General features: G+C 72.1%; 11 protein-coding genes. 4 read left to right on the top strand and 7 right to left on the bottom strand.

Annotated elements, in window-relative coordinates:
- Positions 1–23: 23 nt before the first annotated feature.
- Entirely contained in the window at positions 24–836 is an 813-nt protein-coding gene (gene nudC / locus Air01nite_RS02875) for an NAD(+) diphosphatase (protein ID WP_239090441.1), read from the top strand.
- Here the strand turns inward: nudC and Air01nite_RS02870 are convergent.
- The 3 genes from Air01nite_RS02870 to pdxR are packed head-to-tail and all read right to left on the bottom strand — an operon-like array spanning position 808 to position 4,227.
- Positions 808–1,215, bottom strand: a complete 408-nt coding sequence (locus tag Air01nite_RS02870; protein WP_203700182.1) for an ASCH domain-containing protein — start codon at positions 1,213–1,215, stop codon at positions 808–810. The two genes, nudC and Air01nite_RS02870, sit on opposite strands and share 29 nt — an antisense overlap.
- Positions 1,212–2,825 carry a DUF885 domain-containing protein gene (locus Air01nite_RS02865; RefSeq protein WP_203700181.1) on the bottom strand — a complete coding sequence of 538 codons (1,614 nt, stop codon included), beginning with the start codon at positions 2,823–2,825 and terminating at the stop codon, positions 1,212–1,214. The genes Air01nite_RS02870 and Air01nite_RS02865 overlap by 4 nt, the downstream gene beginning before the upstream one ends.
- A gap of 10 nt (positions 2,826–2,835) precedes the next feature.
- Entirely contained in the window at positions 2,836–4,227 is a 1,392-nt protein-coding gene (gene pdxR, locus Air01nite_RS02860; protein WP_203700180.1) for a MocR-like pyridoxine biosynthesis transcription factor PdxR, read from the bottom strand.
- Between the two features lie 67 nt (positions 4,228–4,294).
- Between pdxR and Air01nite_RS02855 the strand changes: the two genes are divergently transcribed.
- Positions 4,295–5,218: an EamA family transporter gene (locus tag Air01nite_RS02855; RefSeq protein ID WP_203700179.1), complete on the top strand. Its 924-nt coding sequence runs from the start codon at positions 4,295–4,297 to the stop codon at positions 5,216–5,218.
- Here Air01nite_RS02855 and Air01nite_RS02850 read toward each other — a convergent pair.
- Genes Air01nite_RS02850 through mfd form a run of 3 tightly spaced genes read right to left on the bottom strand, consistent with a single transcriptional unit; the run spans position 5,182 to position 10,486 of the window.
- Positions 5,182–6,120 carry a nucleoside triphosphate pyrophosphohydrolase gene (locus Air01nite_RS02850; protein WP_203700178.1) on the bottom strand — a complete coding sequence of 313 codons (939 nt, stop codon included), beginning with the start codon at positions 6,118–6,120 and terminating at the stop codon, positions 5,182–5,184. The genes Air01nite_RS02855 and Air01nite_RS02850 overlap by 37 nt on opposite strands.
- 8 nt (positions 6,121–6,128) lie before the next feature.
- Positions 6,129–6,869 (bottom strand): hypothetical protein, encoded by a 741-nt coding sequence (locus tag Air01nite_RS02845; protein WP_203700177.1) that lies wholly within the window; start codon positions 6,867–6,869, stop codon positions 6,129–6,131.
- Between the two features lie 38 nt (positions 6,870–6,907).
- Positions 6,908–10,486: a transcription-repair coupling factor gene (gene mfd, locus Air01nite_RS02840; protein ID WP_203700176.1), complete on the bottom strand. Its 3,579-nt coding sequence runs from the start codon at positions 10,484–10,486 to the stop codon at positions 6,908–6,910.
- Positions 10,487–10,786: 300 nt separating this feature from the next.
- On the opposite strand from mfd, the gene Air01nite_RS02835 reads away from it, so the two are divergent.
- Positions 10,787–11,401, top strand: a complete 615-nt coding sequence (locus Air01nite_RS02835) for an NYN domain-containing protein (protein WP_203700175.1) — start codon at positions 10,787–10,789, stop codon at positions 11,399–11,401.
- Between the two features lie 7 nt (positions 11,402–11,408).
- On the opposite strand, the gene Air01nite_RS02830 is transcribed toward Air01nite_RS02835, so the two are convergent.
- Entirely contained in the window at positions 11,409–12,437 is a 1,029-nt protein-coding gene (locus Air01nite_RS02830) for a S66 family peptidase (protein WP_203700174.1), read from the bottom strand.
- Between the two features lie 143 nt (positions 12,438–12,580).
- Here Air01nite_RS02830 and ppc point away from each other — a divergent pair, with 143 nt between their 5' ends.
- Entirely contained in the window at positions 12,581–15,373 is a 2,793-nt protein-coding gene (gene ppc, locus Air01nite_RS02825) for a phosphoenolpyruvate carboxylase (protein WP_203700173.1), read from the top strand.
- The last annotated feature ends 22 nt before the right edge of the window (positions 15,374–15,395 follow it).

Below are 15,395 nucleotides of genomic sequence, written 5' to 3'. Positions count from 1 at the left end.
TATCGGGCGCTACCTTGGACTCCGTGAGCCGGTTCGTGCCCGACGCGGTGGGCGTGGCGCCACCCAGTCCTGCTGACCACTGCGTGCTCGTCGCTGGTCGCCGCCTGTTGGCGCCGTTCCCGCGCCACGCCGACGTCGCCGGGCTGCCCGACGACGTGACCTGGGTGCCGCTCGGTGCTCTGGACGGCGTACGCGTCTGGGCCGCCGGGCTGCCCGAGAAGATCGACTCGCTAGGCCGGTGGCGGGCCTGGCCGTCACTCGCCGCGACGCTCGACGAGCCGCTGGCCGCGCTGGCCGGGCGGGCCTTACAGATCGTGACGTGGCGACGCAGCCACCGGTTCTGCGGGGCGTGCGCGACCGAGCTGACCGACGTACCCGATGAGCATGCTCGGCGGTGTCCGGGTTGTGACCTGTATGTCCCGATGCAGCTCTCCCCCGCGATCCTGACGGCGATCCGCCGGGGCGACGAGATCCTTCTGGTCAAGCACACGTACGGGCCGACCGAGCTGTGGGCGCTGGTGGCCGGCTTCGTCGAGGCCGGCGAGTCGCTGGAGGAGGCGGTGCACCGCGAGGTGGCCGAGGAGGTCGGGCTGACCGTCGACGGGCTGCGCTATTTCGGCAGTCAGCCGTGGGCGATGTCCGGCCCGGGTGTGATCCTCACGGGCTTCATGGCCACGGCCGCGCCAGGCGCCGAGCCGGTGATCGACGGCAAGGAGCTGGCCGAGGCCCGCTGGTGGCCGCTGCGCGAACTGCCCGACGCGCTGCCGCCGAAGTACTCGATCTCCCGCTGGCTGATCGACGCCGCCGCTAAGTCAGCAGGCGGAACCGCTGGCTGACGATCGGCGTGTCGTCGTCCACTGTGAAGCCGGGGTCGCCGAGCTCGGCGCGGACCTCGGGGCTGTGCCAGAACTCCTCGTGGTCGGCCCGCCACTCGGCCACGGAGATGAAGCCCTCGCCCTCGTCGATCGCGTGCCGCAGGTCGACGTCGCCGAGCCGGACCACGCGCACCTCGGTGAGCTCGATGGCGGCGACCCGGTTGCCGGCCGAGTCGAGCACCGCGGACACCTCGCCCGCGACCGGCAGCGGCTCGTCCACGTAGCCGGCGAGCAGCGCCGAGGTGCTGGTCTTCGCGCCCGACAGGATCGCCGCCACCAACTTGTCGCGCAGCGGGCCGGGAAAGCCGAACTCGACGGTGGGCAGCTCGTCGAGGTTCACGACACACCCAGCAGCAGGGGCAGGTGACGCGGCGGCGGCGAGCCGTGGGCGATCATCGCGTCGTGCCAGGCCCGCGTGGACGTGCCGGCCGGGCGGCGCAGCGCGGTGTCGAGGATCTCCTGGTAGCCGACGAAGTACGTGGACAGCTGCGTCGAGGTGAGCAGCGCGCGGCGCCACTTGCCGGCCGCCTCGCCCTCTTCCTGGAAGCCGGGGCCGGTCATCAGCGCCATCGCCGCGTCCTGCGTCATCCCGTCACAGTGGACGGCTTGGTCGAGGATCGCGTTGATGGTCATCCGCAGCTGCATCTTGAGCTGCTGGAGGCGGATCGGCAGGCCGCCGAAGCGCAGCCCGGCCATCACCTCCTCGGCGTACACCGCCCAGCCCTCCGCGAACGGGCCGGAGACGCCGAGCTTGCGGACCCGGGTGGTGCCCTGGAACCGGCGCGAGTGGGCGAGCTGCAGGTAGTGGCCCGGCATCGCCTCGTGCACGGTCAGGTTGCGGATCATGTGGTTGTTGTATTCGCGGTAGAACGACTCCACCCGCTCCGGCGACCAGTCGGCCGGCGTCGGCGAGATGCAGTAGAACGTCGGCAGCTCCGCGGTCTCGAGCTGGCCCGGCGAGTCGCAGTAGGCGACGGCGACGCCGCGGGCGAACTCCGGCATCTCCTGGATCACGCACGGGTCGTCGACGAGCGTGACCAGGTCGTGTTCGCGTACGAAGTCGGTGGTCTCGACCATCGTCGCCTTCGCCAGCTCGACGATCGTGTCGTTGTCGGGGTGCTCGGCGCCGAGTCGGCCGAGCGCCTCGCGCACGGTCTCGTCGGTCGCCGGCCCACCGGTCAGCTCGGCGGCGGCGCGGCGCAGGTCCTCGCCGACGCGCACCAGATTTTCCCGGGCCTTGGCCAGCACCTGGTCGGCGGTCAGCTCGGTGTCGAGGGTGTGCCAGAGCCGGGCCTCCCAGAGCCGCCGACCCAGCCGCGGGTCGCGCTCGGCGGCCGGCAACTGCTCGCGCAGCCAGTCGGCGAACTCGGTGAGCGCCGCGACCGCCCGGGCCGCCGCCGGCTCGACGGTCGCCCGCATCGGCGGCGCCTCGTCGAGCATCGCCGGCACCTCGTCCCGGACCAGCGCGGCGGTGCCGGCGAACTGGCCGATCGCGGTCTCGACGTGGATCCGCGGCATGTCCTTGAGCGCCGCGCGCGCGGTGGCCAGCGCGTCGGGCACGGCTTCGAGGCGCTGGGTCAGGCTCTCCAGGCGCACGTCGACCGGGGCGAACGGGCGCGCGATCAGCTCGTGGATCAGGTCGCCCGGGTTGTGCGTGAGCGGGTTCCACTCGTGCTCGCGCACCTCGGACAGCTCGAACATGCCACGCTCGACGCGGGCGGCGAGGATCGCGTGGTCGACCTGCTCCTGCGTGTCGAGCGCGTCGCTGTCGACCTCGGCCAGCGCGCCGCTCGCGTCGCGCAGCATCGCGAACCGGGCCAGGACCGCGTCGGCGGACAGGTCGGGCAGCTCGCCGTCGAGGCGATGGTCGCCGGCGGACGCGGCGAGGTGCGGGTCGCTGTCGAGCAGCGCGTCGACGATCCGCTCGGCGAGAGGCACGAAGTCGGGCATGGAGTCCAACCTAGACGAGTTCGCTCAGCCGGCGTACGCAGGCCGTGAGGCGGTCCGGTGTCTGCCCCGCGTACCCGATGACCAAACCGGGTGGTCCGCCCGGGGTGAGCCGCGTCGCGGACAGCGGCACCGGTCCGAGGCCCGCGGCATGGGCTTTCGCGCCCAGCGCGGCGTCGTCGGTGCCCGGCGGCAGCTCGACCACCAGGTGCAGGCCGGCGGCGACACCGTGCACCCGGCAACCCGGGAGGTACGTGCCGATCGCGGCGACGAGCGCGTCCCGGCGTCGCCGGTGTGCCCGGCGGGCGTGCCGGAGCTGGCGGTCGTAGCCGCCGGTGGCCAGCAGGTCGGCGAACGCGAGCTGTTCGAGGGTCGGGCCGCCGTAGTCCGCGGCCGCCTTGGCGGCGACGATCGACACGAGCCGGTCGCGCGGCGGGCACAGCCAGCCGAGCCGCAGCGCCGGTGCGAGCGCCTTGCTGGCCGAGCCGAGGTGCGCGACCACGTCCGGCGCGAGACCCTGCAGACAGCCGACCGGGTCACGGTCGTATCGGAACTCGGCGTCGTAGTCGTCCTCGACGATCAGCCCGCCGGTCTCCCTGGCCCAGTCGATCAGCGCCGCCCGCCGGTGTGGCGCCAGCACGACACCGGTCGGGTACTGGTGCGCGGGCGTGACCATGACGGCCTGCACGTCGCCGGCCCGCAGCGCGGCGACATCCAGGCCGTCGCCGTCGACCGGGATCGGCACCAGGGTCAGACCCTGCGCGAGCATGTGCGTGCGGATGCTGGGGCTGCCCGGCTCCTCGACACCGAACCGGGTGGCGCCGGCCTGCCGCAGATGATGGGCGACCAGCGCGAACGCCTGCGCGGCGCCGGTGGTGACCACGATGTCGCCGGCGGTCAGCCGGGCGGCCCGGACGCGGCCGAGATAGTCGGCGAGGGTCTGCCTCAGCCGGGGCGCGCCGGTCACACCGGTGTAGCCGAGATCCTGCGCGGTGGCCTCCGCGAGTGCGCGCTCGTAGGCACGACGCCAGGCGGCACGGGGGAAGGCCGCCAGGTCGGGCTGGCCGGGTCGCAGATCGGGGGGCAGGTTCCCGCCGAACGCTCCGCCGTGGCTTTGCTCTGCATCCAGATACGCACCACCCGCATTGGAAGGTGCGGATCTGGGTGCAGAGCTGACGGCGGTGCCTGAACCGCGTTCGGCGAGTAGCCGGCCCTCGGCGATGAGCTGCTCGTATGCGCCGACCACCACCCCTCGGGAGACGCGCAGGTCGGTGGCGAGCTGGCGGCTGGACGGCAGCCGGGTGCCGGGCGCCAGCCGCCCGTCGGCGATCGCCGCCCGCAGCGCCGCGGCGAGTTGGTCGCCGAGGCCCGGGCTGGACCGGTCGAGGTCGAGCAGCGCCTCCATGTGGTCTCCTCAACGGGGTTGCGAGTGGACCTGTCTAGCGGACCATTCTGCTCATAGCGTCGGTCCCATGACCATCTCCAAGGGCACCGCCGTCGGCTTCTGCGTGCTCGGCATGACGCTCGTCGGCAGCTCGGTCGCGGTGAGCCAGTTGCTGCTGGACTACCCGACGCTGACCGCGCAGGCGCTGCGCTACACAGCCGCGGCCGCCGTGCTCTTCCTGATCGCGCACCGGTTTCCCCAGCTCGGCGGTGCCCGCCCCGGCGTCCGCCCCACCCCGCGTGAGCTGGGCATCCTGCTCGTCGTGGCGGCGACCGGGATGGCCGGCTTCAACGCGTGCATCATGCTGGCCCTGCACCACGACACCGAACCGGCGGTGGTCGGCACCGTCATCGGGGTCGCGCCACTCGGGCTGGCCCTGCTCGGGCCGCTGGTGGCGGGGTCGCGGGCGCGGCCGAGCGCGCGGATCGTGGCCGCCGCGGTGGTGGTCGTCGGTGGCACGGCGCTGGTCGAGGGCACCGGCCGGGCGACGCCGATCGGGCTGCTCGGCGCGGGCGGGGCGCTGGTCGGGGAGATCCTGTTCTCGCTGCTGGCCGCCGTCGTCCTGCCGCGGCTCGGTGCCGTGCGGGTGGCGGCCTACTCCTGCGCGCTGGCGGTGCCGTTGCTGCTGGTGGGTGCGCTGGTGGCCGGCGAACCCGCGGCGTGGCGCCTGCCGACGGCGGCCGAGGCCGGCGCTCTGGTCTACCTCGCCGGCCTGATGACGGTCGCCGCGTTCGTGGTCTGGTTCATCGGGCTGGAGCGGCTCGGCGTCGAGCGGGCCGGCATCCTGGTCGGGCTGATGCCGGTCGCCACGCTGGTCACCGCCGCCGTGATGGCGACGGCGCTGCCCGGGTTCGGCCCGGCACTGGGGGTGCTGATCGTCGCAGCGGGCCTGGCCTTCGGCCTGGCATCCCCTGATCAGGAGCGCTCGGCGGCCCTGACGGCCTCGGCATAGCGGAGTGCGGCGGCCCGCAGCGCGGCCTCCGGGTCCTCGCCCGCGGCCCGGGCCGCCGCGACCAGCCGCAGCAGCCGGGAGCCCAGGTCGTCGCCCTCCGGGAGGGCCACGTCGAGGTGCGCCCGCTCCGCCCGCTGCAGGAACTTGGCGGCCAGCGCCAGCGCCGGCTGCGAAAGCGCGACCCCGTCCATCGCCGAGTCGCGGGACTTCTCCGCCTTCTTGATCTGCTCCCAGTTCTTGATGATCTCGTCGATCGAGCCGACCTCGGTGCCCGCGAACACGTGCGGGTTCCGGCGGATCATCTTGTCGACCAGGCCGGCGGCGACGTCGTCGACCGACCACCGCTGGTCCTCGGGCAGGTCCTCGGCCAGCCGGGCGTGCAGGACCACCTGGAGCAGCACGTCGCCCAACTCCTCGCGGAGCCCGGCGAGGTCCTCGGCCTCGATCGCGTCGTAGGCCTCGTACGCCTCTTCCAGCATGAACTGGGCCAGCGACTGATGGGTCTGTGCCCGCTTCCACGGGTCGCCGCCGGGCGAGTAGAGGCGGTCCATCACGGCGACCGCGTCGAGCAGGCGGGCGCCGGCCGGGTCCCAGGAGCCGTAGGTCACCTCCAGCTCGGCCAGACCGGGCTGGCGGGCCAGGCGTACGCCCAGCTCACGGGCCAGGTCGGGGTCGCCGGTCGGCCCGGCCAGCCAGATGACGTCGGACTCCCGGGCGTGCTCCAGCAGCGCGTCGACCCGTGGCGGCACGATCGTCACCGCGCCGCCGGCGGCCCGCACGGCGTCGGTCAGCGGGCTCTCGGCCGCGGCCAGCACGGGCTGCGCCCGCACGGCGTCCCAGGCCTCGGCGGTCAGCAGCCCCGCGGGCAGCCGCGGGGAGGTGACCAGCAGGAGGATGCGCACCGTGCTGGCTAGGCGCGGTCGGAGACCGCGTCGCTGCCGTCGAGGTACGGGAGGTCGTAGAAGACCGCGCCCTGCTGCGAGGAGACCACCATCGGGGCCGACAGCGGCAGGTAACGGGGGTTGACTGTGGTGTCGCTGGCCGACGCCGCCTTCTCCAGCATGCCGGTGAGCTGGTACGCGGCCGCGACGAACTCACCGTTGCCGAACGCCTGCTTGATCTGCGCCAGGTCGAAGCCCGCCTCGATCGCCTCGACCTTGACCAGGGCGTCGTACACGCCGCGCAACTGGTCCTCGGTGACGGCCGGGACGTTGCTGCCCATCTTGGCGAAGATGCCCTGCGAGAGGTTGACCCACTCGGTGTAGTCCTTGACGTACTGGGTGGTCGCCGGGACGCCCAGCTCGGCCGCCACCTGGTCGGCGGTGACCGCGTTCATCGGCTGCACGCCCTGCTCGGCGGCGACCTTGCGGCCCAGGTCGAGGCTGACCTCGAGGTCGACGACCTGCTGGCGGCTGACCGCCGGGCCCGGCGACTTGGTCGGCTCGGTGCCCGGCTGCTGCTGCTCCTCGGCCGCCGGCGTCGCGGACGCGGCCGCCTGCGCCCCGTCGAAGATCTGCGTGACCTGGTCTTCGGTCACCTTCCGGTCGCCCAGGTAGGCGGCGACGGACGGCTCGGAGCGGCAGGCCGCCAGGCCGCCCAGACCGAGGGCGGCGACGACCACGATCGACGCGATGCGGCGGGCACGAAGCATGGTCGACACTCTCTCACGCCGTTCTCGCCGGCCGGTTCTCACCCCAGCACGTCCCGGACCAGCTGCTCGCACCACTGCAGCAGCGCCTGGTCGCGCAGCGGCTCGCCGCCGACCCTCCTCGTCGTCGGGCGGGGCACGCTGACCTGGTCGATCGCCGACTTGTAGACCGAGTCCGGGTGGTAGCGCTTGAGCCGCAACTGCCGGGAATCGGGCAGCGGCACCGGCGAGAACCGCAGGTGGCGGCCCTGCACCGACACGTCGGTGATCCCGTGGGAGCGCATCACCAGTCGGAACCGGGCGATCGCCACCAGGTTCCTGACCGGCTCCGGCGGCTCGCCGTAGCGGTCGGTCAGCTCGGCCACGATCGCGTCGAGCTGCTCGGCGGTGCGGGCCTCGGCGAGCTTGCGGTACATCTCCAGGCGCAGCCGCTCGACCGCGATGTAGTCGTGCGGCAGGTGGGCGTCGACCGGCAGGTCGATCTTGAAGTCGAGGTCCTCCTCGGGCTTCTCGCCCTTGAACGCCGACACGGCCTCGCCGACCATCCGCACGTAGAGGTCGAACCCGACGCCCTCGATGTGACCGGACTGCTCACCGCCGAGCAGGTTGCCGGCGCCGCGGATCTCGAGGTCCTTCATCGCCACGTACATGCCGGCGCCCAGCTCGGTGTGCTGTGCGATGGTGGCCAGCCGCTCGTGGGCGTGCTCGGTCAATGGCTTGTCCGGCGGGTAGAGGAAATACGCGTACGCCCGCTCCCGGCCCCGGCCGACCCGGCCGCGGATCTGGTGCAGCTGGGCAAGGCCGAGCAGGTCGGCCCGCTCCACGATCAGCGTGTTGGCGTTGGGGATGTCGATGCCGGACTCGACGATCGTGGTGCAGACCAGGACGTCGTACTCCTTCTCCCAGAAGCCGACCATGACCTTCTCCAGGGCGTCCTCGCCCATCTGGCCGTGCGCCACCGCGACCCGCGCCTCGGGCACCAGCTCACGCAGCCGGCGCGCGGCCCGGTCGATCGACTCGACCCGGTTGTGCAGGTAGAAGACCTGCCCGTCGCGGAGCAGCTCGCGGTGGACGGCCGCGGCGACCTGGCGGTCGTCGTGCGCGCCGACGAAGGTCAGCACCGGGTGCCGCTCCTCCGGCGGGGTCGCGATCGTCGACATCTCCCGGATGCCGGTGATCGCCATCTCCAGCGTGCGCGGGATCGGCGTCGCCGACATGGTCAGCACGTCGACCGACGTGCGCAGGGACTTGAGCTGCTCCTTGTGCTCGACGCCGAAGCGCTGCTCCTCGTCGACGACGATCATGCCGAGGTTCTTGAACCGGGTCGCCGACTGCAGCAGCCGGTGGGTGCCGATCACGATGTCGGCGGTGCCGGCGGCGGCCATGTCGAGCGTCTGCTCGGCCTCCTTCGGCGTCTGGAACCGGGACAGTTGCCGGATCTGTATCGGGAACTGGTTCATCCGGTCGGTGAACGTGTTGAAGTGCTGCTGCGCGAGCAGCGTCGTCGGGACGAGCACGGCGACCTGCTTGCCGTCCTGCACGGCCTTGAACGCCGCGCGTACCGCGATCTCGGTCTTGCCGTAGCCGACGTCGCCGCAGATCAGCCGGTCCATCGGGATCGCCTGCTCCATGTCGCGCTTGACCTCGTCGATCGCGCTGAGCTGGTCGGGCGTCTCGGTCCACGGGAAGGCGTCTTCCAGCTCGCGCTGCCACGGCGTGTCGGGACCGAAAGCGTGGCCCTTGGACGCCTTGCGGGCGGCGTACAGCTGGATGAGCTGCGCGGCGATCTCGCGGACGGCCTTGCGGGCCCGCGCCCTGGCCTTCTGCCAGTCGGAGCCGCCCATCTTGTGCAGGGCCGGCGTCTCGCCGCCGACGTAGCGGGAGAGCTGGTCGAGCTGGTCCGTCGGCACGTACAGGCGGTCGCCGGGCTGGTTCTTCTTGCTGGGCGCGTACTCGATGACCAGGTATTCGCGGCTCGCGCCGTTGACGACGCGCTGCACGAGCTCCACGTATTTGCCGATGCCGTGCTGCTCGTGCACGACGAAGTCGCCGTTGCGCAGCTCGAGCGGGTCGATGGTGTTGCGCCGCCGCGACGGCATCTTGCGCATGTCGCGGGTGGTCGCGCCGCGCCCGCCGGTCACGTCGTTGCCGGTCAGCACGACCAGCTTGGACGCCTCGTCGACGAAACCGTGGTTGAGCCCGCCGCAGGTGACCAGCACATCGCCGGCCTTCGGCGGTGCGTCGATGCCCTCGGTGAGCACGGCGCCGAGACCGGCGTCGCGCATGACCTCGACGGCCCGTTGCGCCGGCCCGTGCCCCTCGAAGACGAGCGCGACGGCCCACCCCTCGGTGCGCCACTGCGCGACGTCCTTGATCACGCGCTCGGTCTCGCCGTGGTAGAGGGCGGTCGGCTGGGCGGCGAGGGCGATCGCGTCGCCGGTGTCGGGGGTGACGGTGACGGCCTCGACGGGGTCTTCCCAGGGCTGCGGCTCGGCCTCGACGACGCTCTCCACGAGCCCGAACGGCGACACGGACCACCAGGGCTGCCGAAGCGCCTCGGCCGCGTGCCGCACTTCGGCCAGGGTCTTGAAAGCGGCGGCGCCGAGGTCGATCGGCGCCTGCCCGCCGACGGCGGCCGCGGCCCAGGAGGCCTGGAGAAACTCGTCACTGGTGCGCACGAGGTCGTGCGCCCGGGTCCGGATGCGCTCGGGGTCGCAGAGCAGCACGTGGGTGTTCGGTGGCATGCAGTTGACGAGGAGCTCGAGCTGGTCAGTGCCGACGAGCGCCGGGGCCAGCGACTCCATGCCCTCGACGGGGATGCCCTCGGCGAGCTTGTCGAGGATCTCGAGGAGTTCGGGGTGCTTCTCGCTGAGCTGTCGCGCCTTGTTTCGGACGTCGTCGGTCAGCAGCAGCTCGCGGCACGGCGGCGCGAACATGGTCTCGACCTTGTCGATGGTGCGCTGGTCGGCGACGGCGAAGGTGCGGATCTCGTCGACCTGGTCACCCCAGAACTCGACGCGGGAGGGGTGCTCGTCGGTGGGCGGGAACACGTCGAGAATCCCGCCGCGTACGGCGAACTCGCCGCGCTTGGTCACCAGATCGACCCGGGCGTACGCCATGTCGTTGAGCCGGTGCGCGACGTCGTCGAGCTCGGCCTCGGCGCCGGTGCGCAGCTCGACGGGCTCGAGGTCACCGAGCCGCTTGAGCTGAGGCTGCAGCATGCTGCGGACGGGTGCGACGACGACCTTGACGGGGTTGTCGCCGGGGTGGGCGAGCCGCCGCAGGACGGCGAGCCGGCGCCCGACGGTGTCGGAGCGAGGCGACAGCCGCTCGTGGGGCAGGGTCTCCCAGGCGGGATAGCTGACGACCTGGTCCGCGGGCAGCAGGCTGCCGAGCGCGGCGGCGAGATCGTCGGCCTCGCGGCTGGTGGCGGTGACGGCGAGCACGGGGCGATCGGCACCGTCGGCCTCGGCCGCGACGGCGGCGACGACGAACGGACGAAGGGCGGCGGGCGCGGTGAGATCGAGCCCGTCGGCGTCGGGGAAGCCGGCGCGGGCAAGGTCGCGCGCACGGGCCAACCCCGCGTCACCCAGGGCCGCGGCCAACAGACCATGAAGCATGGATGATCCTCTCGGGCACGCAGGACGGCCCCCCAGCCGGGTAGGCAGGGGGGTGCGACGTGCGGGTTCAAGCGTACGCCGGGGGTACGACACGACGCGTCTGCGTTTCTCCGGGCGCTTGAACGGTGCTGGTGCCCGATTTGTTCCGCAAGATGGCCGCATCGGGGCAGCGCCCGCGCGGGACCGTCGCTAGCGTCCCGCCACGTTGGCAAAGAAACGGCCCCCTTGCGGGGGCCGTCGGGCCAGGGCGGCGAAGCCCTGGCGGGGTGAGACAAGTGTAGCGGAACAAGGGAGGAAGCGGTGCACCGCGTAATCGCGTATGTGGATGGCTTCAACCTCTACCACGGCTTGCGCGAGCGCTTCGGACGGCAGTTGCACTGGCTCGACCTGGAAGCACTCGCCACCTCGCTGCTGCGGCCCGACCAGCGACTCCGCGGGGTTCGTTACTTCACCGCCCGGGTTCGTGACCAGCCGCGGAGTGCTGATCGTCAGCAGAAATACCTGGCCGCGCTCGCCGCGCACTCGTCGGTGCTGGAGATCGTCGAAGGGCGGTTCCAGGAACGAATGATCGTTTGCAATACCTGCGGGTCGCGGCGACGGTCTTACGAGGAGAAGGAAAGTGACGTCAACTTGGCTGTTGCGATGGTGCGGGACGCATTGCTGGACCGGTTCGACACGGCCTTACTGATCTCCGCGGACGCGGATCTCGCACCGGCGATCAACGAAATCCGGAAGCTCGGCGGCGGGAAGCGGGTTGTCGCCGCGTTCCCGCCACGACGGCGGTCGGATGCGCTACGCCGACTGGCCGACGGATCTTTCACGATCGGCGACGCGAAGCTGCGCCGGGCCCAGTTGCCGCCCAGGGTCGGGCGGCCGAGCGGGCCCGTGCTCACGCGTCCCGCCTATTGGAGTTGACCCGCGGTCAGTAGTGCACCCGGATCCGCCGCGCGTCTGCGTCGACCTCGGCCTCGCCGCCGTAGGGGAGGACCAGTTGCGGGTCTGTGTGGCCGATGTCGAGGTCCAGGACCACGATCGCGTTCGGGGCGTATTCGCCTACCGCGCGCAGCACCGCCGCCCGTTGTTCTTCCGCATACGCGCGCTTGGCGTCCGGGGACAGTCGCTTGTCGAGCAGTTCCCAGCATTTCGCCCGGCCGACCAGGATCGCCGGGAACTGGCCCAGCCAGCCGCGTTCCCCCAGGTTGCGGAGCATGTAGTAGACCTCCGTCGCCGGCGGCATGTCCTCCGACGTCTCCGTGAAGAAGATCGCGTTCGGGGGTGGTGCGGCGACCACGTCCGCCGCGAGCAGCCACGTCAGGACCTCGATGTTGCCGCCCCACAGGCGGCCGCCGGCCGCGCCGCCCGCGCCGTGCCACTGCCAGCCCGACGACGGGAACATCGGCTGCGTCTGCGACTCGTAGTCGGGCGTCTGCCACGAGATGGACTCGTCCGTGTAGTCCGGCGACTCCGTCAGGTCGTACCAGTCGGAAGTGAACAGCGCCGCGGACAGCGACTCGGCGGTCAGGGGGTGCATGGCCCCGGCCCGGCCGAAGTGCACCAGGATCGAGCCGCCGTGGTAGCTGACGATGCCGAGGCCGCTGAGGTAGTTGAGCAGCGTGGTGTTGTCCGAATAGCCCAGGAACGGCTTCGGGTTGGCCCGCAGCACCTCCGGGTCGAGGAACCGCAGCAGGCGCAACTGGTCGTCGCCGCCGATCGTGGACAGGACCGCGGAGATCGACGGGTCCGCGAACGCCGCCATGACGTCCCGGGCCCGGTCGGCCGGGGACGCGCCCATGACCCGGGTCGTCGGATATTCCACCGGCTCCAGCCCGAACTCCGTCCGCAGGCGGCGCAGCCCCAGCTCGTACACCGTGGGGAAGAGAGCGGGCAGGCCCGCGGAGGGTGAGATCACCGCGACGCGCGACCCGGGTCGCGGCTTGGCTGGGTAATCCATGCAAGCAGGCTAGCTAGCCTCGCAAACGGGATTAACCACGCAATTCGCGCGGCCCACACCGCACGCCTGCCCAGCCGGCGCAGGTAGCATCATCAAGCACGGGACAGCGCTGTCCGCCCTGCACCGCCGTAAGGAGCGCACCCGTGTCCGACCCCACCGGTCCGACCACCCCCGACGACCCGGACGCCGCCCTCCGAGCCGACATCCGCCGGCTTGGCACCCTGCTCGGCCACACGCTGGCCCGCCAGGAAGGCCGCCCGCTGCTCGACCTCGTCGAGGAGATCCGTGCCCTCGTGCGCAGCGACGCCGAGGCCGCCGCGACCCGACTGAGCTCGATGGACGTCACCACCGGCACCAAGCTCGCCCGGGCCTTCTCCACCTACTTCCACCTCGCCAACATCACCGAGCAGGTGCACCGCGCCCGCGAGCTGCGCCGGCAGCGGGCGACCCAGGGCGGCTGGCTCGACCAGGCCGCCAAGCTGATCGCCGAGCGCGGCGTCCCGGCCGACGAGATCGCGGCCGCCGGCCGGCGGCTCGCGGTGCGGCCCGTGTTCACCGCCCACCCGACCGAGGCCGCCCGGCGGTCGATCCTGTCCAAGCTGCGCGCCGTCGCCGACGAGCTCGACGCCGAGGCCGCCGAGAGCGTCCTGTTCGGTGCACCGCCGCACGCCGACGACCGCCGCCTCGCCGAGCTGCTCGACCTGCTCTGGCAGACCGACGAGCTGCGGCTCGACCGGCCCGACCCGACCGACGAGGCCCGCAACGCGATCTACTACCTGCGCGACCTCTACGCCGACGCCGCGCCGCAGGTGCTCGACGACCTGGCCGACACCCTGCGCCGGCTCGGCATCGAGACCTCGCCGACCGCGCGGCCGCTGACCTTCGGCACCTGGATCGGCGGCGACCGCGACGGCAACCCGTTCGTGACACCGGCGGTCACCCGCGACGTGCTTCTCATCCAGTACGAGCACGGCATCCAGGCCACCGAGCAGGCCCTCGACGACCTGATCAACGAGGTCTCGGTGTCCCGGCGGCTGCGCGGCGTGTCCCTGGACCTGTCCGCGAGCCTGGCCCGCGACCTCGACAACCTGCCCGAGGTCGCCGAGCGGTTCCGCCGGGTCAACGCCGAGGAGCCCTACCGGCTCAAGGCCCGCTGCGTGAAGGCCAAGCTGGCCAACACCCGGCTGCGGCTGGCCCGCGGCACCGCGCACGTGCCGGGCCGCGACTACCGCGGCAACACCGAGCTCATCGCCGATCTCGAGCTGATGCGCGCGTCGCTGGCCCGCAACGCCGGCCAGCTCACCGCCGTCGGCAAGCTTGCCAGCGCGATCCGCACCATGTCGGCGTTCGGCCTGCACCTGGCCACCATGGACATCCGCGAGCACGCCGAGGCCCACCACCTGGTGCTGGCCCAGCTCTACGGCCACGTCGGCGAGGTGGCCGACTACCGCAGCCTGCCCCGCGACGAGCGCACCAAGCTGCTCGCCACCGAGCTGGCCGGCCGCCGGCCGCTGGCCGGGGTCGGCACCGCGTTGACCGACGGCGCGCGCAAGACGTTCGACGTGTTCACCGCCATCCGCGAGGCACAGGACCGGTTCGGCCCCGAGGTCATCGAGTCCTACATCATCTCGATGACGTTGGGCGTCGACGACGTGCTCGCCGCTGCCGTGCTGGCCCGCGAGGCCGGCCTGGTCGACGTGCACGGCAACCGCGCCGACGTCGGCTTCGTGCCGCTGCTGGAGACGCCGGCCGAGCTCAACGCGGGCGGTGAGCTGCTCGACGAGCTGCTGTCGCTGCCGGCCTACCGCACGCTGGTGCGGGCGCGGGGCGACGTGCAGGAGGTCATGCTGGGCTACTCCGACTCCAACAAGGAAGCCGGCATCACCACCTCGCAGTGGTCCATCCACCGGGCGCAGCGCGCGCTCCGCGACGTCGCGGCCCGGCATGGCGTGCGCCTCACGCTCTTCCACGGTCGCGGCGGCACCGTCGGGCGGGGCGGTGGCCCGACCCACGAGGCGATCCTGGCCCAGCCCTACGGCACCCTGGACGGCTCGATCAAGGTCACCGAGCAGGGCGAGGTCATCTCCGACAAATACACGCTGCCCGCGCTGGCCAGGGAAAACCTGGAGCTGACCGTGGCGGCCGTGCTCCAGGCGACGCTGCTGCACACCGAGCCGCGCCAGCCGCAGGAGATGCTGTCCAAGTGGGACGACGCGATGGACGTCGTGTCCGCGTCCGCCTTCTCGGCGTACCGCGGCCTGGTCGAAGATCCTGACCTGCCCGACTATTTCTGGGCCTCGACGCCGACCGAGCTGCTCGGCGCGCTCAACATCGGCTCCCGGCCGGCCAAGCGGCCCAACGCCAACGCCGGTCTGGGCGGGCTCCGGGCGATCCCGTGGGTGTTCGGCTGGACGCAGTCGCGGCAGATCGTGCCCGGCTGGTTCGGCGTGGGTTCCGGCCTGCAGGCCGCCCGTGCCGCCGGCCTCGCGCCCGTGCTCGCGGAGATGCACGGTGAGTGGCACTTCTTCCGGACGTTCCTCTCCAACGTCGAGATGATGCTGACCAAGACCGACCTCAACATCTCGCGGCGGTACGTGGAGACGTTGGTGCCCGAGCCGCTGCGGCGGATCTTCGAGACGATCGAGGAGGAGTACGAGCTGACGAAGCGCGAGGTGCTCGCGATCACGGGTTCGCCGGCGCTGCTGGAGAACAACACGGTGCTCCAGCGCACGCTGGCCGTCCGCGACTCCTACCTCGAGCCGCTGCACCACCTGCAGGTCGCCCTGTTGCGGCAATACCGCGACTCCGGTGCGGCCGGCCGGACGGTGGCGACGGCTCCCGGCGGGCGGCGCGCGCCCGGCGACGGGCAGGCGCTGGAACGGGCGCTGTTGACCACGGTCAACGGCATCGCGGCCGGGATGCGCAACACGGGCTGATTGTTTCTGTCGGACCCGCCTG

The sequence above is a fragment of the Asanoa iriomotensis genome (genome assembly GCF_016862515.1).
In the GTDB taxonomy this organism is placed as follows: Bacteria; Actinomycetota; Actinomycetes; order Mycobacteriales; family Micromonosporaceae; genus Asanoa; species Asanoa iriomotensis.
This window is presented reverse-complemented; position numbering and strand designations above follow the sequence as displayed.

Coding starts and splice junctions, on each gene's coding strand:
- Air01nite_RS02845 (WP_203700177.1), bottom strand. CDS start 6,869: ATGCTTCGTGCCCGCCGCATCGCGTCGATCGTGGTCGTCGCCGCCCTC.
- pdxR (WP_203700180.1), bottom strand. CDS start 4,227: ATGGAGGCGCTGCTCGACCTCGACCGGTCCAGCCCGGGCCTCGGCGAC.
- Air01nite_RS02830 (WP_203700174.1), bottom strand. CDS start 12,437: ATGGATTACCCAGCCAAGCCGCGACCCGGGTCGCGCGTCGCGGTGATC.
- Air01nite_RS02865 (WP_203700181.1), bottom strand. CDS start 2,825: ATGCCCGACTTCGTGCCTCTCGCCGAGCGGATCGTCGACGCGCTGCTC.
- Air01nite_RS02855 (WP_203700179.1), top strand. CDS start 4,295: ATGACCATCTCCAAGGGCACCGCCGTCGGCTTCTGCGTGCTCGGCATG.
- mfd (WP_203700176.1), bottom strand. CDS start 10,486: ATGCTTCATGGTCTGTTGGCCGCGGCCCTGGGTGACGCGGGGTTGGCC.